Raw genomic sequence first — 19,732 nt, forward strand, 5'->3', positions numbered from 1 at the left:
CCCGCCGAAGCGGGTTTGTTGTCAAAAGGGTGAAACCTCTACTGCTCGAAATCCAGCTTTATCAGCCGCCAATCTCCAGGATCACCGCTTCCGCCTTTCGCGGCCTTTATCTCGCACCGATAGTTCGTGCGGACCATGGCGCCAAACGCGTTCTGCGAATCCACATAGGACTTGATCACATAGACCTGATCAGGCATCTGCCAAACCCCCCGGGCATCCTTGCCCCACGGGAAATCAGCGCTCTTAGGCGCGAGCAAGCGATCCTCAACATACCCGGCACAAATAATGGCCGCCATGCCGGAGTTATTGGGGGCCGGCTTCGCCAACTGCCGGTCGGCATTCCAAAGCCCTGCTTGCTTGCAGGCCTCGATTCCGCGGCTGATCACCTCGCCAATATTGCCGCCCTGGCGCTGCTTGTCCCACACAGCGTCGATATCACGCCAATCCGGGTTGTTCTTGATTCTTCCCCGCGCGGTGCCATTGAGCGCATATACCACACCGCCATGCTCAAGCAATAAGGCCGACGCCTCCCCGCAGCCGAAGCGACCACCTTGAATAGTGAGCGGCCAGGCGGCGCCGATATCCTCTGCCGAGATTGCCAGCACATCACGCGCCGGAGGCGGCGCTTCAGCGGCAACCGGCGCGGCATCCTTTTCACTCGGGGCGGACGGAGGAAGAAACGGAAGGATTGCCACGGGCGCCACCACCCAGCCCGCCAGGAAGCCGCAGAGGTGCGCCAACCAGCGGCGCATTTTCGTACGCTTGACGACCAGCACCCAGCAGCCACCCCAGACGCCAACGAGCAACAGCAGAATCAGCAGCTCTTTCATCCGGCCTACTCCCTTCGCATTACCCGAAAGGGGCGGAGTCTAGCGCAGGGCTGCGGCAAATGCCGACGTCAATATGTCACGGACACGCTGACTTTCATCCTGCAGCGCATCCGCCATGTAGTTCGCCCGGGGCGCAATCCGCCACCCGGAGCCGGCGCGAGCGGCCAGCGCGGCGGCCCGTTGGCCTCGGCGGCGGCGGTTACTCTTGCCCACACCCTCACCCGGCGCAGCACGCCCCACCCGGCCGCCGGCCTTTACGCCGTAGTACAGATAGGCGGGGTAATACTCTTTCATGCCGGCCGTTTTGTCCGGTGCCACCCGCACCAGGAAGCCCGCCCGCGACACGCGGAAATTGACCGACTGCACCAGCTCCCCGGTACGTGGCAGCGGGTAGTTTTGCGCGCCGCGTGCAAGCGCCAGGTTCAGCTGGGCGCGCCGGGCGACCACGCGCCCCGCTTTACGGAAGCCCGCGCGGACCTTGGCGCGGTTGAAGGCGTCACGCTCAAAGCTGTCGAAGCCTTCGATGTGTATATACGTCTGCACACCCGCCGAGTTAGACACGCTCCACCCCCAATTCCTCAACCTCCAACACCAGGAAGGTACGGCCACCGCCCAGTTCGGCGCAGCGCTGCACCCGATAGACGATGTTGCCGGTGGATCTCAGCTCCACCACTTCGCAGGCGTCATCCACTTGCAGCCCCCAGCGTATCCACACGCGGTGGGTAATCTTGGTGTCCGTCTGCACGCCGTTAGCATAGGCTGCCGTGCCCACGGGCTCTATCTTCGCCCAGCGGGGCGACCGCTCCGGATACTCGCTTTCGACGCCCGGCCCGAAGGCGGGCACATCCAGCCGGCGGCGGATGATCACGCGGCGATTCAGTTCGCCGGCAGCAGGGTCGCGCAGCATCAGGCACTCCAGATCCGGTATTCGTCCAGCAGGCGGTCGTGATACGCGACCGAGTCCATACGCTGACTGCCGCCGATGTTGATGGACTCGCGCTGCCGGTACATATCGCCCAGGCGGATCAAGATCCACGCGGCGAGGTTGGGCGGGCAGGCCTCGCCGTAGCCGGCGACGTAGCGCACCCGCACGGCATTCGCCGCCCGTGCGGTATCCGGCCAGGCGCCGCCGAAGGCGGGCAGCAACCAGGCGGGCTCGCTGGCGTCGTCTGGCACGTAGGCCTCGGGCGCCAGAGTGACCAGCTGGCGGTCCGCGTTGATGTACTCCACGCTTTCGACCTCGGCCAGCGGCGGGCGCGGCAACCGGATCTCGCGCGGGAAGGCATCCAGGCGCAGCTCCCAGCGGGTGCGGGCGATGCTGCGCCCGGTCTCATGCTCGGCCGCAGCGACAGCCGCCGCGAGCTTGAGGGCGATGTCCGCATCCTCTGCATCCCCATCAACGCGGAGGTGGAGCTTTGCCGCTTCCAGCGGAATGGGCTGCTGCAGGGTGGCGATCCGCCGAATACTCATCTTGCCCCCGGTCGGCGGCCGATCTGCACATTGCGCCGGCCGCCGGTTTGCAGGTTCGCCGGGCGGTGCCCGGACTGCAGGTTGTTGTGCGCGATGCGCGGGGCGGATACCCGTAGCACCGCAATCTCTATCCTTGCCTCAACCACGCCGACGCCCGCCACCTCGGCGGAGGCGGTGATGGCGCTGCCCAGGCTGGCCTGGATCTGGCCAGCGCCGGCGATGGCCGCGGCCACCGGCACCGACACCTGCAGCGCGCCGGACACCAGCGCCGCGCCCAGCACCTGGGCGCCGAGGTCGATACGGGTGGTGATGCCGGCCAGCACCTGGCCGCCCCCGAGCACCACCGCCCCGAGCTGGGCCGCAGCGCCGCCGAGGGAGGCTTGCACCGCGCCATCGCCCTGGACCGCGGCGGCGGCATCGATGCGGGTTGCCAGCCCGGCCTGCACCAGGGCATCGCCCAAGACGTCGCCGCCAAGGCTGACGCCCACGGACAGGGCGGCCTGCGCCGCGCCCTCGCCGAGCACCACGGCACCGGCATCGATGCGGGTGGCCAGCCCGGCCTGCACCAGGGCGGCGCCGAGCACCTCGGCACTGACGCGGATCTGCACCGCCAGGCCGCCGGCCACGTCGCCGACGCCTTGCACCTGGGCGGCCAGCGGAATGGCGGTTGCGAGGCTTGCACCGACAGCGCCGACGCCCAGGGTTACCGCCGCGGCGTCGATTTGCGTGTGGATATCGGCCGCGACCGATCCGGCACCGGCTACCGCCCCGCCGATCTCCGCCGCCTGGCCGCCGGCGGCGGGCAGCGCCAGCGCCCGGCGGGCACCGCGGAACATCTGCCAGGGCTCCAGCAGGAGCCCAAGGGGGTCGGCGTAGTCGCCGCGCCGCATGCCGGCGGCCAGGACGCCGCCGGGGAAGCCCTCGCTACCCTGGCCGATCAGGCGCAGGGCGTAGTCCGACCGGCGCAGGTACCAGCTTGTGGTATCGGTGCCGGTGCGCTCGGCGATCAGCCCGCTGGTGAGGTTGCGTCGCAGGAGGTAGGTGCTGCCATCCCGCCGCCGGCCGGTGACGATTACGGCGGTGTCGCCCGGCGCCAGGGTGTAGTCCGTGGAGGACGTGAGGCCTTGCGCGGCACGCACCGTCCACGCGCTGCCGCTGCTGCGCACGTACAGCCGCCAGTGGTTCGTTGCCGAGCCGGAGCCGAGCAGCGTTGATTCCGTTGTGTTGGCCGTGATGTCGCCCATGCGAATCACGGCCGCCACGACAAACGGCCCCGTGCCGAAGTCCCACAGCGGGTCCATTGCCGGGGCGATGAGCAGGCCGACGCCCGCCGAGGCCGCGGAGGCAATCTCCACGCCCTCGGGCGAGTGCCGCTCGCTGTGATAGCTGGCCGGCGGGGTAATGCCGCCGCTGCACCAGTACGGCAGCCAGCCCCACTCCCAGCCCTCGGCCAGCCCCACCGCGCCGTGGGGCTGGCGGGCGTAGCGCCGGGGCAGCAGGATGGCGGGCATTGCTTACTCCAGGCGGATGGACTTGGTTTGCGCCACCGCCGAGGCGGAAAAGGTGGCGCCGCCGAGGACAACACCACCGCCCGCTGTCGGCCAGGTGCCGCCGCCATCGGTGCTGTGCTCTATCTGCAGCGTGACCGAGCCGGAGGCGGATGCGCTGGGCGTTACCACCAGCTCCAGGTCCGCCCCCAGCCACTTGCCGCCGGAGTTGTCGATTCCGGCGCCGGTGGTCCAGGCGGTGGCGCTGGAGGCGATGCCGCTGGCGTTGAGCACTTCGGCCTCGGCATCCCACTCCAGGGCGCCGGTGGCGTCAAAGCGCCAGCGGCGCGCCTGCAGGGTGACCGCCACCGCTACGCCGGCCTGGTTGTTGATGGCAAAGCGATAGTTGCGACCAAGGATCATGCTGCGGCCTCCAGGGCTGCGGATACTGCGGCGTGGTGCAGCGGCGCGGCCACCTCGGCGAGGGCGAGCAGCTGGTGCAGGCCTTCGGCCAAGCCGGGCTGCAGCGCGGCCAGGGCGGTGACGCGGGCGCGGGTTTCGGCCATGCCGATATCGAGCCGGCCTTGGCGGATCAGCTCCATGGCCCAATACACGGTGCGGTCGGCATCGCCGAGCGTGGCGAGCTGGTCCAGCCACTCGCCACCGAGGACGGCGAGGATGGTGCCCACGCCGATTTCGCGCGGTTCGATCACCACCCGGCCTACGCTCAGCAGCGCGGCCACGGCCACGTCGTTGCGGGCCTGGACCAGGGGCGCCAGGGCGGCCAGCTCCGCCGCATCAAGCGCCCGCCCGGCCAGCTGGGCGAGGGCGCTTTGCTGTGCGGGCGTCATGGCGTCAGTCCGTGGGGCGCACGGTGATGGCGCCTACCGGCACGGTCGGCGCCGGATCGCCCGCGTTGATGGTTTTGGACGCAGCTAGCGGGGCGTAAAACAGCACGTTGCCGGCACCGGCCGTGCAGCTATCCAGGATGGCGAGGTGCGATACCACCGTAGGGCCGGTGCTGGGGGCAGTGCCGAACGTCATCAGCACCGCATTGCTGGTGGTGCCGCCGGTGCCAGTGCTAGCCCCGGAGGTGCCGCCCTGGGTACTGGTCCAGTTACTGGCCGAGGGGTTGAGCTGGGCGCGGGAATAGCCCGTCCATGCGGCCTCGGCCAGGGTGGCGCCGGTGCTGGCGTCATCCGGCGCGCCAGTCAGCAGGGCGGCGCAAACGCTGGTGGGCGCGGTGTAGCTGATGCCGCGCAGGACGTGGTCGACGATCTTGTTTTCCAGGTAGTCGGCCACGCCGGCCGCCAGAGAGGCGACCGAGGACAGCGCCAGGCAGAGGCCCAGGGCCAGGGCGGCGCAGAGGTTGCGGGTGGATTTCATTGGAGTTCCTGAGGATGAAAAGGCCCGCTCTTAGCGGGCCCTTGGTTGCACGGCCAAGCCGAGAGCAGGCGGCTATTTCTTGGCGGACTTGCCTTCCTTGACCTCTTCCGCCCACTCCTCAGCGAGCGCAACACGGATCAGGTCTTCGTCCTCGGTTTCGATCAGCTGCCCCTCTTCGAAGCTTTCGACCTCCACGCCACGATGCGCCCAGGAAAACGCCTTCTTTGCCTTCAAGTTCATTGTTTTCTCCCGCGAGCGCCCAGCCTTCAGGCGCCCGCGCAATGTTGATGGTTAGGCGGCGATCTTCAGCAGCTTGATGGCCTGGGTGTTGCGCAGCTTTCCGCCAGTGCGCTTGCGCACGTAGAACTTGACGAAACCCGGCGTGGTGATCTCGTCGCGGGTCATGCGCATCCCCACCTTGTCGGTGATCAGATAACCCTCGCGGAAGTCACCAAAGGCGAGCGGGAATGCGTTCGCCGCAACAGTGGGCATATCTTCTGCCTCTACGATGCTGTAGCCGAGGAAAGAAGACGGTTGTCCCGCAGTCATGGCCGGCTGCCACAAATACTGGCCGGTGGAATCCTTGTACTTCCGGAGCGCTGCGAGCACCACCTTGTTCGTCAACCAGTTCGCGTTGCTGCGATAACGCGCCCGCAGCGAATAGACGATATCCAGGAAAATGTCCGCGCTGGCCGGCATGGCGGCAGCCGCACCGGAAGCGAAGAACTGCAGGGTGCCAAAAGCCCGCGTCGCATCACCTGTCGCCACCGGAGCAGGTCCGGCCAGGATGCCGGTCGGCTTCTTGACGCCGTTGCCCAACACGAACGCGGCGCCTTCGCCTTGGGCGATAGCCTCAGACGCCGAACTGATCAGCCAGTCCTCCACGTTGAAGAACATGTCATCCAGCGACTCTTCGGATGCCTGCGGCTTGGCCGAGGCCATGCCGAATGTCGGCTGCACCTCTACGAGGTCCGGCGTATTGGTCTGGGCACGGGCGTCGGTTTCGCCCACCCACTCGAAGCCGGCGCCACCGATATCCACCAACTCCTTGTAATCCGTGCTGCCAACCGTGCGCACGGTGGCAATCTGGCGGATCGGCGAGATGTCCACCGACAGCCGCAGAATGGAGCGCTCGATAACCTCCGGCACGGCGTAGCCACCCGCAGCGCCGGTTGTGGTGGTGGTCTGAGTTGCGCGGATTTCCAGCCCGCTTGCAGCCTCTGCGGCCTGCCTTGCCTCCAGCGCGGCGCGCGCCTGAGCACAACGCTGCTGGCGACCCGCATCAGTGGGGGCACGCAACCACGAGACGAAGGCGCCACGGTACTCGGCCGCTTCCCGGCTTTCGCCTTCCTCCTTACCGCCAGCCTGGGCGCCAGGGCGGGCGAGCTTGGTTTCCATCTTTTCCAGCTGGGACTTCATTTCATCCAGTTGGGCGATGCGCTCATCCATGGCCGCCAGCTTGGCGTCATAGTCGGACGTGCTCTTGCCCGCCTTGATGGCCTCCAGGCGGGCATCGTTGGCTTGCTTGTATTGCTCGAAGGTGCCGGCGATCTTGTCAATGGCCTCGGCCACGGACTTCAGGGTGGGCTCTTCGCGCTTCTCATAGGCGCCGCAGATTGCCATCTTGGCGCGCAGCGCAGCGAGATGGCCAAACATGGCGGCGGTGAGGTTGGTTTGCTTCATGGACGTGGCTCCTTTCAGGGCTGGAGGGATTTGAGCAGGCGTTGAGCAGCCTGCAATGCCGCGGCGGCCGAATCGGCAGAATCTCTCCGCGCTTCGCCCATTCGCATGCAACGGCTGACGAAAGCCGTCGCGTCTGCCTTGCTGAACCCGGCATCGCGCAGGATTCGCTCAGCGTCTTTCGGTGCTGCGATGTCCTCAGACGACTTAACACCTGTGACGCGCGCAGCAGTGTTCGCGGGGAAGGTCACCAGGGACACTTCCCACAGCTCGATTTCGGTAAGGGTCCGGATGTCCGAATCGCGGTCATAGGCCCACTGCTTCGAGACAAATCCAATGGACAAGCCATTAAGAGCGCCGAGCTTCAGCAGGGCGTGCGCTTCTTTGCCGAGCACCGTTTCCAGGGCGAGCTGGCCCTGCATCCGCAGCCCCCGCTCGTCCTCGCCCATATCGGTCCAGATGCCGATAGGCCTATCGGCATCGTGCTGCCACAGCATCGCGGGCATCGTGCCGGCGGCCTTGTGCGCAGCCAGCGTGGCGGCAAAAGCGCCTGCAGCAATTACGTCGTCGTAGCTGTCTCGCACGCCGAAGACGCTGCCATAGCCTTCGATCTTTCCGTCCTCCCCTGCGGCCTTGATCTGCAGGGCGAAGGATCGAACCTCACGGCCACGCCCGGCTTCACGGCGCTCAAGCCTCGGTCTTGTCGTCATCGTCCTGTCCTTCATCGTCGTCGGCCGCGCCTGCGACCATGTTCATGGGGGTTAGCGGCTCGTCCAGGCCGGGCAGCGGCCCCAACCCCTCTTCTTCTCGGATCTCGTTCCGCGCCCAGGTGCCGGTTTCAGCCACAGCGCGAATCCAGACGGCGCGATCCTTGATCGATCCTTCCGTCATGTAGCGCGTGTCGAACTTAACGAAGAGCGGACCGGAGCCATCCAGCACTGTTTCGTCCAGCCGATCACGCCAGGCTCTATGCCAGGGCGTCAGGGTGTGCTTCAGATGGGCAGCAAAGAACGCTTCGCTACTGGCAAAGGTGGCCGACTTGTCGGAGTGGCCGACCATGATCGGAAACACACCGAACGCCCGGCACACTTCCTCAATCTGCAGCCGGCGCGTTTCGACGTGCTGGGCATCAACCCCGGACATGGCAGTCCCAAGCCACTTGGCATTGCGGTCCAGTACAAGTGGCTTGCCCGCGTTCTCCGGCCCGGAATACTGAGCAAGCCACGCCGTAAGCCGCTCGTGCTGCTCATTGTTGAGCGTGCCCTCCACCGAATAGGTGCCGGTGGTCTGCAATCCGTTCTCATGCATAGAGGCTTGGCTGCGCTCGGTGGCAATCGATAGCCCGATGGCGGTACGCGCCAGTGCTACCGCGTTCGTGATCTCGACCGAATCCCACTGCAGCCCGTGCAGCACAAAGACATCGTCCGGCGCGAACTCGCCAATCAGGCCGAACTCATCCCAGCATCGATAGCGCACCTCGTAACGCGATAGGCGGCGCACATCCCAGTTCTCGGGCCGCACAGGAATCAGCTCGCGCAACCGCCGGCCAGGGCCGCGCACCTTGATCGATAGCGCCGCCCCCGTCAGCGCGGCATGCAGCGTCATCTGCCGGCGCCACTCGAAACTGGTTTGCCACTCGTTCGGCCGGCGTGATAGCAGGCGGTACTCAGGCACGTCGGTTGCGCGCCTGGACGTACCGTCCGGCATCTCCCGATAGACGTGCAGATCCGGCGTGGCGCAACCGTCTGAGATGGCTTTGACGCAAGCCAGCACGGTGGAAACCTGCAGCGCTGTTTTCTCAGTGACCGCTACGCCAGCCACCTTGCCGGCCCAGCTGCCGTCGATCAGTCCGGCGATCTGGTCATAGGTGAGCTGCGCGGCCTTGCGGCCGAACAACCGGCTTAGAAACTTCACCTTTACACCTCATTCCCAAAAGGACTTCTCGGCCGTGCTCACGTCGCCGGACATCGCCCGATTCATCGCGGTAATGGTCGCCACCGCGGCGTCGATCTTGTTACCCGCGCGAGACTTCCGCGGGAACACGTTTTCGTTGCGGTCGGGCTTGCACTCGACGTTACTCAGCATCCACACGTAGGCCGGGTTTCCGTCATGATGGAAGCGGCCGGCATCGACCAGCGCCGCGATCTGCTTCATCGGCTCCGAGAGGTAGCTGGTCTGCTGGGGGATATCGATTACTTCCAGGCCTTCCGCCTGCAAGTTCGCCCCCATCTGGTGACCGCCCCAGGGGTCTTTCGCCACCTCATTGATTGGCACGGGCGACGCCAGCACGTCCTCTTCGATCTGCTCCAGCGCGATCATGTTGCCCGGCGTCTGGATGAGGTGGCCGCTGTTCACCCAGCCCTGGTAGTGGCCGTTCTCGGGTTTCTCCACCGCAGCTTCCGGGACGTAGTTCCGGCTGAATGCGTAGTAGTGCCGCTCATCGCCATCGCCCAGCCAGCAGAGCCAGACGGATGAGGCGATATCCTGCTTGCTCGCCAGGTCGAGCCCGTTGATGCAGCCGTCCCACTCGTGGGAGAGCAGGGTTAGCGAGGGGTCGCCGGCCTGCTGCAGGTTGTACAGGTTGAGCCAGGGCGAGGCCGCAGCCACCCAGATATTCAGGTGCTTCGTTTTAAAGACGTTCTGCTTGCGCGGGTCCGCCATGGCGTCGCGCTGCTGCAGCTGCAGGAACTCCGCATCGACCGATATCCCATAGTTGGGATTCGCCTTTCGCAGCGCCAGCTCGGTGGTCCAGTCGTCATCCTCGTCGATGCCGAAGATGATGCCGAAGCGCTGATCGTTCTCGATCACGCCTTCCAGTATCTTCTGCAGCTCGGTTTGGTGCTGGTAGCACGGGCCGGAGATATCGGCGCCGGCCGTGGTGATCACCAGGATCAGCGGCTGCGACCGAGCGCCCATGCCGGTGACCATCGTGTCGTACAGCTCGGACGTTTTGTGTTCGTGGTACTCATCCACGATTGCGCAGCTGGGCGAGGCACCATCGCCAGGCTTGCCGATCACCGGTTCGAATTTCGAGTTGGTGGCGATGACGGCGAGGTTTGAGGCGTTGGCCGTCACGCCGAAGCGCCCCACGAAGCCAGGCGTTGCCCGCGCCATCAGCAGCGCGGGCCGGAACACTTCCAGCGCCTGGTCCTGCGAAGTGGCGCCGGAATACACCTCGGCGCCAAACTCGCCATCCACCGCCAGCATGTAGTTGCCGATAACGGCCGCGATGGTCGATTTGGCGTTCTTTCGCGGGACGAAGAGATCCGCGACGCGAAACCGGCGCTTGCCCGTAGTCCGATTCACCCAGCCGAACACGCTCGCCAGGACGAAGACCTGCCAGGCCTCCAGCTTGATGCGCTGGCCTCGCGCAGCCCAATCGCCCTTGATGTGGGGCATCAACTCCGCGAAGCGGCAGACGCGCTCCGCAGGCCGGTAGGCCTTGCCGCTGGCGTCTGTCAGCTCGGGTGTCCAGACGTATGCACTATCGTCCGCCGCGAAGCGCTCCAGGTCTTTCAGGTGGCGGGCGCAGGCGAGGCGGTGCCATTTGCAGGCGACTATCCGGCCCTCCACCACGTCGCGGGCGTAGGCGGTGGCAATGTCGGCAAAGTGAGTGGGCGACTGGGCAAGCGGGGCGACAGCCGCCGCCGTCACAGCGCACCCCACGCATCGTCGCCGGCCGGGCCGTCGAACAGGCTGCCCTGGCGGTTGTCGCTGGCGGTGACGCGCGAACGCGAGCTGGGCGACAGGCCGAACAGCGCCAGGTACTGATTGACCTGCTGCGCGGCCTGCTTGCCAACCACCCAGTGATGCGAGTAGGTGAAATTGCCGTTTGCAGTGCGGATCATGATTCCGTCGCCGCCCTCATACTCCCGCCCGGCGGCCTCGGCCTTCGCGCGAGCCTCTTCCGCGCGCTTCATTTCGGCGGACAGGCGCTTTTCCGCCCACACCATCTTCGCCCAGGCCTGGCAGTACAGCACCAGGGCGGCACGGTCCAGGCGGGACACCAGTCCATAGCGTTCCAGCTCGGCGGCCAGGCGCTTCCATTCCTTCTTCGCTTCCGGCCAGATCCAGCTCGGCGCGTCCGGAATCTCCACCTCGGGGCGGAACTCATCCATCAGGGCGGCCGCGCCTTTCTTGCTCGGGTTGCCGCGCAGCATATGCACGTTCGCCGGCAGCGGCTTCGGGCCTCTTGTTCCCATGGCGTGATCCTTGGTCAAGCGGGGTGGGGGTACCCCCTCCCCCGAAACTCCCGCGAATGAAAATTTCACTAGGCGCTCGGTCCCGAGGGGAGGCGCTGTAGAGATTTGATCCGCCCCCCCCCCCGCCCGAAACGCCGCAAATGCACCATCTTGGTGCGCCCCGCCCGAAACGCCGCAAATGCACCATCTTGGTGCGACGCCAGCCGGGCGGCCAGGGGCGCGGGGCGGGCGGGCGACCACCTCAGACGCGGGCGCGGGCGGCGCCGCGCGCCTTCTCGGCGTCGGTCTTCGCCTTGTGGCAGGGGCGGCACAGCGTCTGCAGGTTGGTGTCGTCGTCGGTGCCGCCTTCGGCTTTGGGCACGATGTGGTCGCAGTAGGCCGAGTAAGGCCGGTCGCCCACCGCAGTCACGCGCCCCTGCCTCAAGCACGCCTGGCACAGGCCGCAGTCACGCGCCAGGATGCGCGCCCGGATCTGGTCCCACTTGCTGCCGTAGCCACGCTCATGGCGTGACCCTCGGGCAGGGTCCGCGAAGGAGCCACGGGCCGGGCGCTTGTGCGCCTCGCAGTAGTGGCCGCCATCGCGAACCAGCGCGCCGCAGCCAGGATGCCGACAGGGCTTGGGTGCGGCGGTGGGCATGGATCACCTCCTTTCGAGGCATGGGAAGCACAGACGACAAAAAGCCCGCCGAGGAACACCTGGGCGGGCTTGCGGACGCACGAATGCAAATTTGCCCGAACTGTGCCAAAAGTGACCGGATGCCGTCAACCCCCTGCTGCAATATCGTTGAGGTGACCGAGCAAGCGCTGCTGCATCCGGTCTAGCCGCTCGGGCACGCGCTGGCGGTGCCAGCCCAAGCGGGCTGCTATCTCCACCGTCTTACCCCCGATCTGATACACCTCCACGCACAGGCGCCGCTCATCCGGGCATAGGCGCTGGATAGCAGCATCCGTGGCCGCGTTGTCCGACTCATCCACGCCCAGGGGCGGTTTGGAGTCGTAGCACTCGCCCGCCGGCGCATCCTTGAACATCGGCGACACCGAGGGATAGCCCACTGCGCGGGCCGCCTGCCGGCGGGACCACGCGCCCCAGGCGCAAAGCAAACGATCAGCGTAGAGGATCACCGCTTGCCCCCTCGTGCTACTGCTGCCGCCGCTTCGCGGTCCTCGCGCTCTTGCCGCGCCTGCACGCGCATCCGCGCCATCGAGCCCCGCGTGATCAAGTCGAAAGCCGCATAGGCCGCCGAGATATCCGCCAGCCAGCAAGACCAACTCACAATCATGTCTGGGTCTTCCGCCTTTACCGCGGCCGCTATCGCCTCGCCGATCTCCTTTTCCTCGGTCTGAGTCCATTCCCCGCGCTCCTTTCGCACCGCGACCACCCTGGCGAAGTCCGCCCGCATCTTGTCCACCATTTGCTTCATGCGCTGATCCATCGCCCTTTCCTCCCTTCCCAACCTCTTCCCAACCTTCGAACAAGGCTGGGAGTCATAAGCCCTTGATCCTGCTGCCTCTTCCCAGCCTTCCCAACCTTCCCAACGTTTTTCGGTTCTCTCGCGCGCAAAGGCGCGCGCGGGCGGGGGTGGGCGTGCCCACGCACGCACGGGGCCGAGGTTGGGAAGGCTGGGAAGGCTGGGAAACCGCTTTCGAATCAACGAACTGCGGTTCCCAGCCTGACGCGCCACGTTGGGCAGAGGCTGGGCAAAAACACGATGGCACGCCTCGTGCTTAAGGGCTGCGCAAAGCAAGTCAGAAGTAGCCACCGGCGCCCCCCTGCACATCGTCGTCGACCGCTGGAGCAGCTGCGCGTGGCAGCGGCTTGCCCCCCTGCTTTGCGGCCAACGAGGGCGACAGATACAGCCTGCGGCGGCCGGGGGGCGCGTTGCGGTCCTCCCGCTTGGTGCAGCCCAGGCGCTTGGTCAGCACGATGCCCAGGCGCGTCACTACGGCAGGCGTCAGCTTGTCCGCGGTGAGATTCAGCCCGGCCATGGCCGCATCCGCCATTGAGAACGGCGTGCCCTGCTTGCTCACCCACTCTCCCAAGATGTCTTCAAACGGCTCAGGCATCCCACGGGCGGCCTGCTCGGGGGTGAAGTAGCGGTCCTGCTCCTCCTTGGTCGGCCAGCAGCGCTCCGCCTCCCGGTAGTCGTGCAGCGCCTCCGCGTACATCTGCGGCAGCGCCGCCTCCAACCCCTCCAGGTTCAGCTCATCTCCACACATCACCGGCCAGAAGCGGCGGCCGCCGGTCGCGTCCTTGAGGTATTCATCCTCGTTGGTCGTACCCACGAACACGCACTGGCGCGGCACCTTCACCAGACGCTTACCGTAAGGGGGGCGGTACTCATCCCATTGCCGGCTCAGGAAGGACTTCTGCTTGCGCTCCTCGGCCTTCATCAGAGAACCCATTTCGGATATCTCATAGACCCAGTGCCCAGGCAAGGCCAACAGCGAATCCTTGTTGTTGAGGTCCAAGTCAGTGTCCGCGAACCACTGCCAGGAAAGCAGCTTCGCGGCGGTCGATTTGCCCTTGCCCTGCTCGCCCTCCAACACCAAGCAGTAATCGAACTTGCAGCCCGGCTCCATCACCCGCTTGACCATGCCGCGCAGAAAGAACGCCCCCACCAACTCCACATAGGGCGAGGGCGCCACGCCGAGGAAGTCGCTTAGCCAATAGGCATTCCGGCGCCGGCCATCCCAGGGCGGCAGCGCCGCCAGCGCCTCCCGCACTGGGTGGAAGCGCCGCCGGCGCGCCAGAACCTCCACCGCCTGCCCCACCGTGGCCGGGGAAAACTCCACCTCCCACTGCCGCTGCAGGTGAATCGCCACCGTCGCGTCCAGGTGGTCGACCCAATCCCCATAGCTCGGCCCGCGCTTGTCGCACGGCAAGGCTGCGCGATGCACCGTGCGCTCTGCGAACTCGTCATACCCAATCACGCCCTGCCACTCATCCATGTGCGCGAGGATCAACTCCGCATTGGCGAGGCAGGCCGAGATTTCGCCCTTTTTGCGCAACAGACCCAGCGCCCAATCCTTGTCCGGCGGCTCATCATCGCCCCCCTGCCCATCCACCGGCGGCGGAGCCCCACCCTCCCCCGCGGCAGCAATAATCGCGTCAGAAGCCTTCACCGCCGGCGGCGCAGCCTGGAGGGAAGCGAGCACAGACGCGGGAATAGACGCGGCCGCAGGCGCGGACGGAACCGCGCTCATCTCCGCTTGCGCGTGCCTCTGCCGGCGCATGAACGCCTTCAGATCCTCGGCGCTCCACCCCTCTTCAAGCGCATCCGCAATGTCCCATCCCGCCGGCTTCTCTCCAGGCGCGGGAATGGCAACAATGCGCACCTTCGCCGGCGGTGAGAGCGCCAGCAGAACGGCCGCGATAGACTCCGCTGCCTTTACCCCTGGCTGCTTTGTCTCCGGCAGCAGCGGCTTGGATTTCGGGTCGATCCCCGCCGCCTTTTCAACCGGCGTCAGCTTTTCGTGCTGCGCATCGCAGTCCGGCCAAATCAACACCGTCCGGCCGGCCAGCGCCGACCAATCCGCCTTGAACACCGCATTGCTACCGCCGGACCAGCACGCCGGAACGAACTCCGGCAGCGCAGGCACCGCGGCATCCACGCACTTTTCGCCCTCAACCAGCAGCACCGGGGCATCGGGACGGGCCGCGAGCCGATCCAGCCCATACAAAGGCCGCGGCACCTCCCAGGTAATCCACCGCCAGCAAGTCAGCCCCGTGCCAGGGTGGCGGCAGAAAGTCAGCGGCAGCACTTCCTTACTGCCATCGCTCTTCACAAACCGGCACACATAGCCCAGCACCTCCCCGGCCTGGTCGCGGTAAGTCCACCGCACGGTCGGGATGCCCCGGAACTCATGCGCAGCCGGCGGCGGCGGCGCATCGGCCGGCACCGGCACCACCGGTTCCCAGGCCACGACAGGCGCCTTCGGCTTCGGTGGCTTCGCGTCCGCCGGCAGCACCGGCGCCTTGCGCTCCGCCTTCTTCGGCTTGCCCTTTTTCGGCGCCGGCACCGCGTCGGGTATGCCCAGCAGCTCGGCCAGCTCGCGCACCGCGGCAACCTGGTCGCCGGCGTGAAACAGGTAGGCCAGCAGCGACACCAGATCGCCGCCCTTGTCGCCGGTGGCAAAGTCGCCCCAGGCGCCGGTATTCAGATTGATCGAGAAAGACCCGGCGTGAGAGTCGGACCGGGTTGGATTGACGGACTTCCATTCGTGGCCGACCTTGGCGCCATCGGGCAGCCACAGGGGCACCAGCTGTTCCGAGCGCTGCAGGGCATCCTTTGCGACCCGCGCGAAGTCGATACGGTCCGACATCGCTACGCCGCGCGCTCGTCAGCCTGCGGCACCACCTGCAGGGGCGGCAGTGGGCGCACCGTGGCTTGTATCTCCGCCACCAGGCGCAGCAGCGTTGCCACCGCGTCGTACGCCTGGTCTTCAATCTCGGCGAACTCCTGGGGCGTCACCACCCCGTCCGCGCGGGCCAGCTTGTGGGCGGCAAACACCTTGCCCACCTCTATTTGCACATCCCCAAACGCTTCCTGCAGGTCGAACTGGGTGGGCGCCGCCAGCGGCAGCGGCACAAACACCCCGCCGAACTGCTCCGCCACCGCTTCCGCGAACACTAGCGTGTCCGCCGAGCGGGACAGCGCCAAGGCCTCGCGCACCGTCACCTCGTAGCGCTCATCCGCGTCCGAGAACTTGTTGTACATCACGCCCGGCGAGCGGGCGACCACCTTCGCGTGACCGGCGATCCCCTCCGGCGTCGCCTCCAGGGCGTCGCGCAGGGCGCGCACCGGATCACGTTTTATGACAAAAGTATCCTGAGACATATAGCCTGATCCTCAGTAAACATCGGCAGCGGCACTGCCCATACTTGCGCCACTACCAAACAACGACAGACAAAAAGGGGCCGGGCTGCAATGCGAAACGCATCGAGCTATCACCTTCAAGGCGCTGCAGAGCAGCCCGGGGAAGAATCGTCAGTGACCAGCGGGGGGCGGTCGCTCCAGGACGGCGAAAACCTCGGCGTGCTGCGTCCTGAGCAGCAGCAGCCAGGGGCGGGGGATGCCCTTACGCTTCCACTTGCTGACGTATTGGGGAGTGATGTCGTATCGACGGGCGATAGCGGTCGGGCCGCCAAGGGCGTCGATGATTGCGGAAGCGGGCGAAGTGTCCATGGGACATATGGTAACTATAGTTACATCGCCAAAGCAAATTATAGTTTCCTTGCTCCGTGTAACTATGGTTTCATGGAAGAACTTAGCCAGCGGATCAAACGCCTGCGCGGCGAACGCAACCTTACCCAAGCCCAATTGGCGGATGAGTTGCGGGTGTCGCGGGTTGCCGTGACCAAATGGGAGTCGGGCGAGACTTCCAACTTAAAGCTGGATAACCTCACCGGCCTTTGCCGACTCTTCGGCCTATCCGTCGATCAATTCCTATCAGGCACCTCTGCGGGCGTATCGCTTACGGCATACGACATGCGGCAGACCACGGTTCCTGTAGAAGCCCATGACCCGCGTCACAGCGTGAATGCACCAAGTTGGGCAGCATCGGAGCAATCACGCACATTCCCCGCCGACATGGAAATGGCTTATCGGAATCTCACCGATCAAGGCCAGGAGCTGGTACGCATCCAGCTCAAGCTAGCGATTGAGACTGCCCGCCAGATGCACGGCGAACGATCTAAGCAAACGGCCGCGTGATCTCGCCACTGAAGTCAGCGCGCATCTACCAGTTCCCTCCCCGCCCGGCCCCATCTGAATAGGCGAAACCGCCTCTGTGCGGTTTTTCGCTTGCGCGATCTGGTAACTACAGTTTACATTCCGCCTCGACGTAACCATAGTTACATCGCCGATCCACCCACCCGGGCGGCGGCCACTGGAGGCAACAATGGACTACCCGCAAGACACCCCTATCTCCCGCATCCCCGGACGCCCCACCCTCGTTCTGCTCGGCCCCCAAGGCATCGGCAAGAGCCTGTTCGCCGCGGCGCTCACCAAGCGCCTGGGCTGCACCCACTGCCTCGACGGCGACGACGTGAACGGCGCGCCCAAAGAAGAGGGCGCCGTCATTCCGCATGACGGCGCCCTTGTTATCAACGTTGATGGTGGCGGCGGCGATCTGACCATCACCGCGAACACCCAGGCGGGGTTCGACGCACTCGTCAATGCGCTGGGCATCCCGGCGCAGCACCGGCCGCCCTACGCAAAAGCGCCGCAGCCCGGCCCGGGGCCGGAGTTCGGATGGGATGTGCTGTTCCCCCCGAAGCGCTTCTATCCCCCAACCCCTTCGCAGATCGCCTGCGAGGTGGTGTTCGCCGGCACGACGAACGAGGCCAGTCAGCCCAGTTCGCCGATGGCCGGCAACCTGTAGGGCCGCTCCACTTCAATGTGGATTGCCATCAGTACGGCCAGACGTTCCGAATAAGCCTTAAGGGCTTCGCCCTTGGGCGTGCTGCCCCCGCCATGCAGATAGATGCAGTCCAAATCGTCCTTCCCCTCCCACGACAGTTTTCGCGCGACGGCGGGGGTGATCTTGATGGCATGGACGGTGGGATGCGAGGCGAGATCAACGTTATCGCAACTCGGAATGCCCAGCGGCTTGTAGTCGCGGTTGAGAACGATGTAACGGCCGTCGCTGATACGCCTCAGGCAGTACGGCATGAAAACGCGATAGCCACTGTATTTGCCAACACTCATTGCTCACTCCTTTGACATAGGACTGAGCACTTTAGCACCGGAGCAATCATGGACCTGCTCACACTCGCACTGGACGCGGCCGACGCCAGGCACAGCCGCGAACGCCAGGACATCAACAGCCGCGCCAAGAAGCTGGCCGGCATCCAGGAAACGCTTAGCGCCCTGCAGAATGCCGGCCTGCTGCTGGTGCTGCAGGCCGTCCGCTTCCGCGGCTCGCTCGCTATCACCTGCTGCGCGGAATTCGAAGTAGCCGCCACCGCAGCAGCCGACGCCCGCAACCTCGGAGCCCACCGCCTGCAAGACGCCGGCTTCCGGGAGACCAGCTGGCCGACGTATCCCGACGCCGGGGTATGGCACCACCCCGCCGGCTGGCGCCTGACCATCACCTGGCTGGGCAGTGCAGACGTATCCACCCGCCGCAGCGAGGTGGCCGCATGAAGCACCCCATCATCGTTACCGCGCCCCAGGGCACGGGCAAAACCCGCTACGCCCAGCAGCTGGCCGACGCCTTGGACCGCCGCTTTGTGCTGGACGAGTTCGACGGCTCCCAGCCCCTGCGCCCCGACACCCTGGCGCTCACCCACATCCACCCCGACGAGCTGGACGTGCCCCCGCACGTCGAAATCGTCGCCCTCAACACCGCCGACCAGCTGCTGCGCCTCATCGGCCGCAGCGCGGAGGAGGTCTGATCATGGCCACGCCCCTATCCCCCCGCCAGCGGCTGGAGCGCATGCGGCAAACCGCCAGTTACGTATATGACCGCGCGCTGCAGGACATGCGGACATGCATCGCGCACGGTGTGGATGCCGAGTACCACCGCGGCGCGATGAATGCGCTATGGATGCTGGACATCATCGACGACATCCAGCGGCGCGCGTTCGTCAACGAGCTGGCATTTTTGGCGTGTCGCCGCCTGCAGCGCCGCGCGGAGGGCCTGCCGGTATGAGCACCCACATCGCCCGCCTCATCGCCAGCGCCGGCGGCGCCCTGGCACGCATCGGCCTTGCCCGCAGCATCCTTACCGCCATCCGCGGCCGCCACCTGGAAGCGCTGGAGTACGACGCCCTGCGCCTGGATCTGGTCGCGGAAGAGCGCATCGCCGCAGCCGAGGCCGCCGCCCAGGCCGCCCAGGCCGAGGCCGACCAGCTGCGCGAGGAGTACGCCGAGCGCAAGCGCGAGTTGCAGGCGCAGATCCGCACCCTGCGGTGGCACCTCAACTACCCCCAGGCCCAGCAGGAATTCGCGGCAGACGTCGCGCGCCGCACCAGCCTGCAGATCAAAGCGGAGGTGCTGCGATGAGCGCGCACGACACCACCGAACCCGCCCTGATCACCGTGGGCGTCAGTAACGCCCAGCTCAGCCGCCTGAACATGCTGCTCGCCCAGCTGCGCGAAGAGCGCCCCAGCGCCACGGACAACGACCTGGCCGACGCGGTATTCGCCGCCGGCATCGATGCCCTGGAGCAGGCGCAGGCCGCAACGCGACCCAGCGCGCCCAAGCTCGGCAGCCCCACCGCCGGGAAGAACCTGGGCGAATGGGCGGAAGGCGTTCTGATGGCCGTTTCCGTTTTAGTTGCTACGCACGACGAACCCACCGCGGCCGCCGACGTGCTGAACGAACTGGGGCTTAGCAAAGCAGATTGTTCTGGCCTTGACGATTTCGACAAGACAAACCTCCGCAAGATTATGCGAGCGGGGCGCGGGAAGATTGCCTTGACTGGGTTGCGCCGCCGGAAGCAGGGGGGTGCCACCTGATGCCCCGCGAACGCGACCCCCGCCAGCTTGTGCGCGAAGCCAAGCAGATCGCCAAGGACCACGGCCTGTTTGTCGTGGAAAAGCCCGACGCCCGCGGCATCCGTTATCTGCTCTACCGCGAGCAGACCCCCAAGAACATCTGCGTAGGCCGCAGCGGAAGCCCCCAGGGCATCCGCGATTTGGTCTGCCGCGTCGCCAACTTCCACTGAGGCA

At 66.1% G+C, this 19,732-nt stretch carries 29 protein-coding genes; 8 read left to right on the forward strand and 21 right to left on the reverse strand.

What is annotated here, in order from left to right; all coding sequences use genetic code 11:
- Nucleotides 1-38: 38 nt before the first annotated feature.
- From C7389_RS11965 to C7389_RS24865, 20 genes are all read right to left on the reverse strand, one after another.
- Nucleotides 39-830, reverse strand: coding sequence for a DUF2511 domain-containing protein (locus C7389_RS11965; protein ID WP_133591670.1), 792 nt, complete (start codon nt 828-830; stop codon nt 39-41).
- 39 nt (nt 831-869) lie between these two features.
- The gene (locus C7389_RS11970; protein ID WP_162851724.1) at nt 870-1,391 is read right to left on the reverse strand and encodes a hypothetical protein; all 522 of its coding nucleotides are present in this window, start codon (nt 1,389-1,391) and stop codon (nt 870-872) included.
- Nucleotides 1,384-1,737: a head-tail adaptor protein gene (locus C7389_RS11975; RefSeq protein ID WP_133591671.1), complete on the reverse strand. Its 354-nt coding sequence runs from the start codon at nt 1,735-1,737 to the stop codon at nt 1,384-1,386. Before C7389_RS11975 ends, C7389_RS11970 begins: the two co-directional genes overlap by 8 nt.
- A complete protein-coding gene (locus C7389_RS11980; protein WP_133591673.1) occupies nt 1,737-2,300 on the reverse strand; it encodes a head-tail connector protein in 564 nt (187 codons plus the stop codon). Before C7389_RS11980 ends, C7389_RS11975 begins: the two co-directional genes overlap by 1 nt.
- Nucleotides 2,297-3,811, reverse strand: coding sequence for a hypothetical protein (locus C7389_RS11985; protein WP_133591675.1), 1,515 nt, complete (start codon nt 3,809-3,811; stop codon nt 2,297-2,299). The genes C7389_RS11980 and C7389_RS11985 overlap by 4 nt, the downstream gene beginning before the upstream one ends.
- 3 nt (nt 3,812-3,814) lie before the next feature.
- Nucleotides 3,815-4,210, reverse strand: a complete 396-nt coding sequence (locus C7389_RS11990) for a hypothetical protein (protein ID WP_133591677.1) — start codon at nt 4,208-4,210, stop codon at nt 3,815-3,817.
- Nucleotides 4,207-4,638: a hypothetical protein gene (locus C7389_RS11995; RefSeq protein WP_133591679.1), complete on the reverse strand. Its 432-nt coding sequence runs from the start codon at nt 4,636-4,638 to the stop codon at nt 4,207-4,209. Before C7389_RS11995 ends, C7389_RS11990 begins: the two co-directional genes overlap by 4 nt.
- Nucleotides 4,639-4,642: 4 nt before the next feature.
- Nucleotides 4,643-5,173, reverse strand: a complete 531-nt coding sequence (locus tag C7389_RS12000) for a phage tail fiber protein (RefSeq protein WP_133591681.1) — start codon at nt 5,171-5,173, stop codon at nt 4,643-4,645.
- A gap of 72 nt (nt 5,174-5,245) precedes the next feature.
- Nucleotides 5,246-5,413, reverse strand: a complete 168-nt coding sequence (locus C7389_RS24860; protein WP_162851725.1) for a hypothetical protein — start codon at nt 5,411-5,413, stop codon at nt 5,246-5,248.
- Between the two features lie 51 nt (nt 5,414-5,464).
- Nucleotides 5,465-6,856 carry a phage major capsid protein gene (locus C7389_RS12005; RefSeq protein ID WP_133591683.1) on the reverse strand — a complete coding sequence of 464 codons (1,392 nt, stop codon included), beginning with the start codon at nt 6,854-6,856 and terminating at the stop codon, nt 5,465-5,467.
- Nucleotides 6,857-6,870: 14 nt separating this feature from the next.
- Nucleotides 6,871-7,563, reverse strand: coding sequence for an HK97 family phage prohead protease (locus C7389_RS12010; protein WP_211168273.1), 693 nt, complete (start codon nt 7,561-7,563; stop codon nt 6,871-6,873).
- Nucleotides 7,541-8,767: a phage portal protein gene (locus C7389_RS12015; RefSeq protein WP_133591687.1), complete on the reverse strand. Its 1,227-nt coding sequence runs from the start codon at nt 8,765-8,767 to the stop codon at nt 7,541-7,543. Before C7389_RS12015 ends, C7389_RS12010 begins: the two co-directional genes overlap by 23 nt.
- A gap of 9 nt (nt 8,768-8,776) precedes the next feature.
- On the reverse strand, nt 8,777-10,507 hold the full coding sequence (locus C7389_RS12020) for a terminase large subunit (RefSeq protein ID WP_211168274.1): 1,731 nt from the start codon (nt 10,505-10,507) through the stop codon (nt 8,777-8,779).
- Complete coding sequence (locus tag C7389_RS12025; protein WP_133591689.1) at nt 10,504-11,055, reverse strand: P27 family phage terminase small subunit; 552 nt, start codon at nt 11,053-11,055, stop codon at nt 10,504-10,506. The genes C7389_RS12020 and C7389_RS12025 overlap by 4 nt, the downstream gene beginning before the upstream one ends.
- Before the next feature lie 241 nt (nt 11,056-11,296).
- Nucleotides 11,297-11,692: an HNH endonuclease gene (locus C7389_RS12030; RefSeq protein WP_133591691.1), complete on the reverse strand. Its 396-nt coding sequence runs from the start codon at nt 11,690-11,692 to the stop codon at nt 11,297-11,299.
- A 125-nt stretch (nt 11,693-11,817) separates the two neighbouring features.
- Nucleotides 11,818-12,177 (reverse strand): hypothetical protein, encoded by a 360-nt coding sequence (locus C7389_RS12035; protein ID WP_133591693.1) that lies wholly within the window; start codon nt 12,175-12,177, stop codon nt 11,818-11,820.
- A complete protein-coding gene (locus C7389_RS12040; protein WP_133591695.1) occupies nt 12,174-12,488 on the reverse strand; it encodes a hypothetical protein in 315 nt (104 codons plus the stop codon). The genes C7389_RS12035 and C7389_RS12040 overlap by 4 nt, the downstream gene beginning before the upstream one ends.
- Before the next feature lie 313 nt (nt 12,489-12,801).
- The gene (locus C7389_RS12045; protein WP_133591697.1) at nt 12,802-15,378 is read right to left on the reverse strand and encodes a VapE domain-containing protein; all 2,577 of its coding nucleotides are present in this window, start codon (nt 15,376-15,378) and stop codon (nt 12,802-12,804) included.
- 2 nt (nt 15,379-15,380) lie between these two features.
- Nucleotides 15,381-15,893: a phage regulatory CII family protein gene (locus C7389_RS12050; RefSeq protein WP_133591698.1), complete on the reverse strand. Its 513-nt coding sequence runs from the start codon at nt 15,891-15,893 to the stop codon at nt 15,381-15,383.
- 150 nt (nt 15,894-16,043) lie between these two features.
- On the reverse strand, nt 16,044-16,241 hold the full coding sequence (locus tag C7389_RS24865) for a helix-turn-helix domain-containing protein (RefSeq protein ID WP_162851726.1): 198 nt from the start codon (nt 16,239-16,241) through the stop codon (nt 16,044-16,046).
- Nucleotides 16,242-16,313: 72 nt separating this feature from the next.
- Between C7389_RS24865 and C7389_RS24870 the strand changes: the two genes are divergently transcribed.
- Nucleotides 16,314-16,769: a helix-turn-helix domain-containing protein gene (locus C7389_RS24870; protein ID WP_162851727.1), complete on the forward strand. Its 456-nt coding sequence runs from the start codon at nt 16,314-16,316 to the stop codon at nt 16,767-16,769.
- Nucleotides 16,770-16,956: 187 nt separating this feature from the next.
- Nucleotides 16,957-17,439 (forward strand): hypothetical protein, encoded by a 483-nt coding sequence (locus C7389_RS12060; protein WP_133591702.1) that lies wholly within the window; start codon nt 16,957-16,959, stop codon nt 17,437-17,439.
- Here C7389_RS12060 and C7389_RS12065 read toward each other — a convergent pair.
- The gene (locus tag C7389_RS12065) at nt 17,406-17,765 is read right to left on the reverse strand and encodes a hypothetical protein (protein ID WP_133591704.1); all 360 of its coding nucleotides are present in this window, start codon (nt 17,763-17,765) and stop codon (nt 17,406-17,408) included. The genes C7389_RS12060 and C7389_RS12065 overlap by 34 nt on opposite strands.
- 48 nt (nt 17,766-17,813) lie before the next feature.
- Here C7389_RS12065 and C7389_RS12070 point away from each other — a divergent pair, with 48 nt between their 5' ends.
- From C7389_RS12070 to C7389_RS12095, 6 genes are read left to right on the forward strand one after another with little or no spacing between them, the layout of a single operon-like run.
- On the forward strand, nt 17,814-18,203 hold the full coding sequence (locus tag C7389_RS12070; protein WP_133591706.1) for a hypothetical protein: 390 nt from the start codon (nt 17,814-17,816) through the stop codon (nt 18,201-18,203).
- Nucleotides 18,200-18,454 carry a hypothetical protein gene (locus C7389_RS12075; protein ID WP_133591708.1) on the forward strand — a complete coding sequence of 85 codons (255 nt, stop codon included), beginning with the start codon at nt 18,200-18,202 and terminating at the stop codon, nt 18,452-18,454. Before C7389_RS12070 ends, C7389_RS12075 begins: the two co-directional genes overlap by 4 nt.
- A 2-nt stretch (nt 18,455-18,456) precedes the next feature.
- Nucleotides 18,457-18,711, forward strand: a complete 255-nt coding sequence (locus C7389_RS12080) for a hypothetical protein (RefSeq protein WP_133591710.1) — start codon at nt 18,457-18,459, stop codon at nt 18,709-18,711.
- A complete protein-coding gene (locus tag C7389_RS12085; RefSeq protein ID WP_133591712.1) occupies nt 18,708-19,064 on the forward strand; it encodes a hypothetical protein in 357 nt (118 codons plus the stop codon). The genes C7389_RS12080 and C7389_RS12085 overlap by 4 nt, the downstream gene beginning before the upstream one ends.
- Nucleotides 19,061-19,519, forward strand: a complete 459-nt coding sequence (locus tag C7389_RS12090) for a hypothetical protein (RefSeq protein ID WP_133591713.1) — start codon at nt 19,061-19,063, stop codon at nt 19,517-19,519. The genes C7389_RS12085 and C7389_RS12090 overlap by 4 nt, the downstream gene beginning before the upstream one ends.
- Complete coding sequence (locus C7389_RS12095) at nt 19,519-19,728, forward strand: hypothetical protein (protein WP_133591715.1); 210 nt, start codon at nt 19,519-19,521, stop codon at nt 19,726-19,728. Before C7389_RS12090 ends, C7389_RS12095 begins: the two co-directional genes overlap by 1 nt.
- Nucleotides 19,729-19,732: the final 4 nt, after the last annotated feature.

This window comes from Azoarcus indigens (assembly GCF_004361735.1).
GTDB lineage: Bacteria > Pseudomonadota > Gammaproteobacteria > Burkholderiales > Rhodocyclaceae > Azoarcus > Azoarcus indigens.

Coding starts and splice junctions, on each gene's coding strand:
- C7389_RS11965 (WP_133591670.1), bottom strand. CDS start 830: ATGAAAGAGCTGCTGATTCTGCTGTTGCTCGTTGGCGTCTGGGGTGGC.
- C7389_RS11975 (WP_133591671.1), bottom strand. CDS start 1,737: ATGCTGCGCGACCCTGCTGCCGGCGAACTGAATCGCCGCGTGATCATC.
- C7389_RS11980 (WP_133591673.1), bottom strand. CDS start 2,300: ATGAGTATTCGGCGGATCGCCACCCTGCAGCAGCCCATTCCGCTGGAA.
- C7389_RS11985 (WP_133591675.1), bottom strand. CDS start 3,811: ATGCCCGCCATCCTGCTGCCCCGGCGCTACGCCCGCCAGCCCCACGGC.
- C7389_RS11990 (WP_133591677.1), bottom strand. CDS start 4,210: ATGATCCTTGGTCGCAACTATCGCTTTGCCATCAACAACCAGGCCGGC.
- C7389_RS11995 (WP_133591679.1), bottom strand. CDS start 4,638: ATGACGCCCGCACAGCAAAGCGCCCTCGCCCAGCTGGCCGGGCGGGCG.
- C7389_RS12000 (WP_133591681.1), bottom strand. CDS start 5,173: ATGAAATCCACCCGCAACCTCTGCGCCGCCCTGGCCCTGGGCCTCTGC.
- C7389_RS24860 (WP_162851725.1), bottom strand. CDS start 5,413: ATGAACTTGAAGGCAAAGAAGGCGTTTTCCTGGGCGCATCGTGGCGTG.
- C7389_RS12005 (WP_133591683.1), bottom strand. CDS start 6,856: ATGAAGCAAACCAACCTCACCGCCGCCATGTTTGGCCATCTCGCTGCG.
- C7389_RS12010 (WP_211168273.1), bottom strand. CDS start 7,563: ATGACGACAAGACCGAGGCTTGAGCGCCGTGAAGCCGGGCGTGGCCGT.
- C7389_RS12025 (WP_133591689.1), bottom strand. CDS start 11,055: ATGGGAACAAGAGGCCCGAAGCCGCTGCCGGCGAACGTGCATATGCTG.
- C7389_RS12030 (WP_133591691.1), bottom strand. CDS start 11,692: ATGCCCACCGCCGCACCCAAGCCCTGTCGGCATCCTGGCTGCGGCGCG.
- C7389_RS12040 (WP_133591695.1), bottom strand. CDS start 12,488: ATGGATCAGCGCATGAAGCAAATGGTGGACAAGATGCGGGCGGACTTC.
- C7389_RS12045 (WP_133591697.1), bottom strand. CDS start 15,378: ATGTCGGACCGTATCGACTTCGCGCGGGTCGCAAAGGATGCCCTGCAG.
- C7389_RS12050 (WP_133591698.1), bottom strand. CDS start 15,893: ATGTCTCAGGATACTTTTGTCATAAAACGTGATCCGGTGCGCGCCCTG.
- C7389_RS24865 (WP_162851726.1), bottom strand. CDS start 16,241: ATGGACACTTCGCCCGCTTCCGCAATCATCGACGCCCTTGGCGGCCCG.
- C7389_RS24870 (WP_162851727.1), top strand. CDS start 16,314: ATGGAAGAACTTAGCCAGCGGATCAAACGCCTGCGCGGCGAACGCAAC.
- C7389_RS12060 (WP_133591702.1), top strand. CDS start 16,957: ATGGACTACCCGCAAGACACCCCTATCTCCCGCATCCCCGGACGCCCC.
- C7389_RS12065 (WP_133591704.1), bottom strand. CDS start 17,765: ATGAGTGTTGGCAAATACAGTGGCTATCGCGTTTTCATGCCGTACTGC.
- C7389_RS12070 (WP_133591706.1), top strand. CDS start 17,814: ATGGACCTGCTCACACTCGCACTGGACGCGGCCGACGCCAGGCACAGC.
- C7389_RS12075 (WP_133591708.1), top strand. CDS start 18,200: ATGAAGCACCCCATCATCGTTACCGCGCCCCAGGGCACGGGCAAAACC.
- C7389_RS12080 (WP_133591710.1), top strand. CDS start 18,457: ATGGCCACGCCCCTATCCCCCCGCCAGCGGCTGGAGCGCATGCGGCAA.
- C7389_RS12085 (WP_133591712.1), top strand. CDS start 18,708: ATGAGCACCCACATCGCCCGCCTCATCGCCAGCGCCGGCGGCGCCCTG.
- C7389_RS12090 (WP_133591713.1), top strand. CDS start 19,061: ATGAGCGCGCACGACACCACCGAACCCGCCCTGATCACCGTGGGCGTC.
- C7389_RS12095 (WP_133591715.1), top strand. CDS start 19,519: ATGCCCCGCGAACGCGACCCCCGCCAGCTTGTGCGCGAAGCCAAGCAG.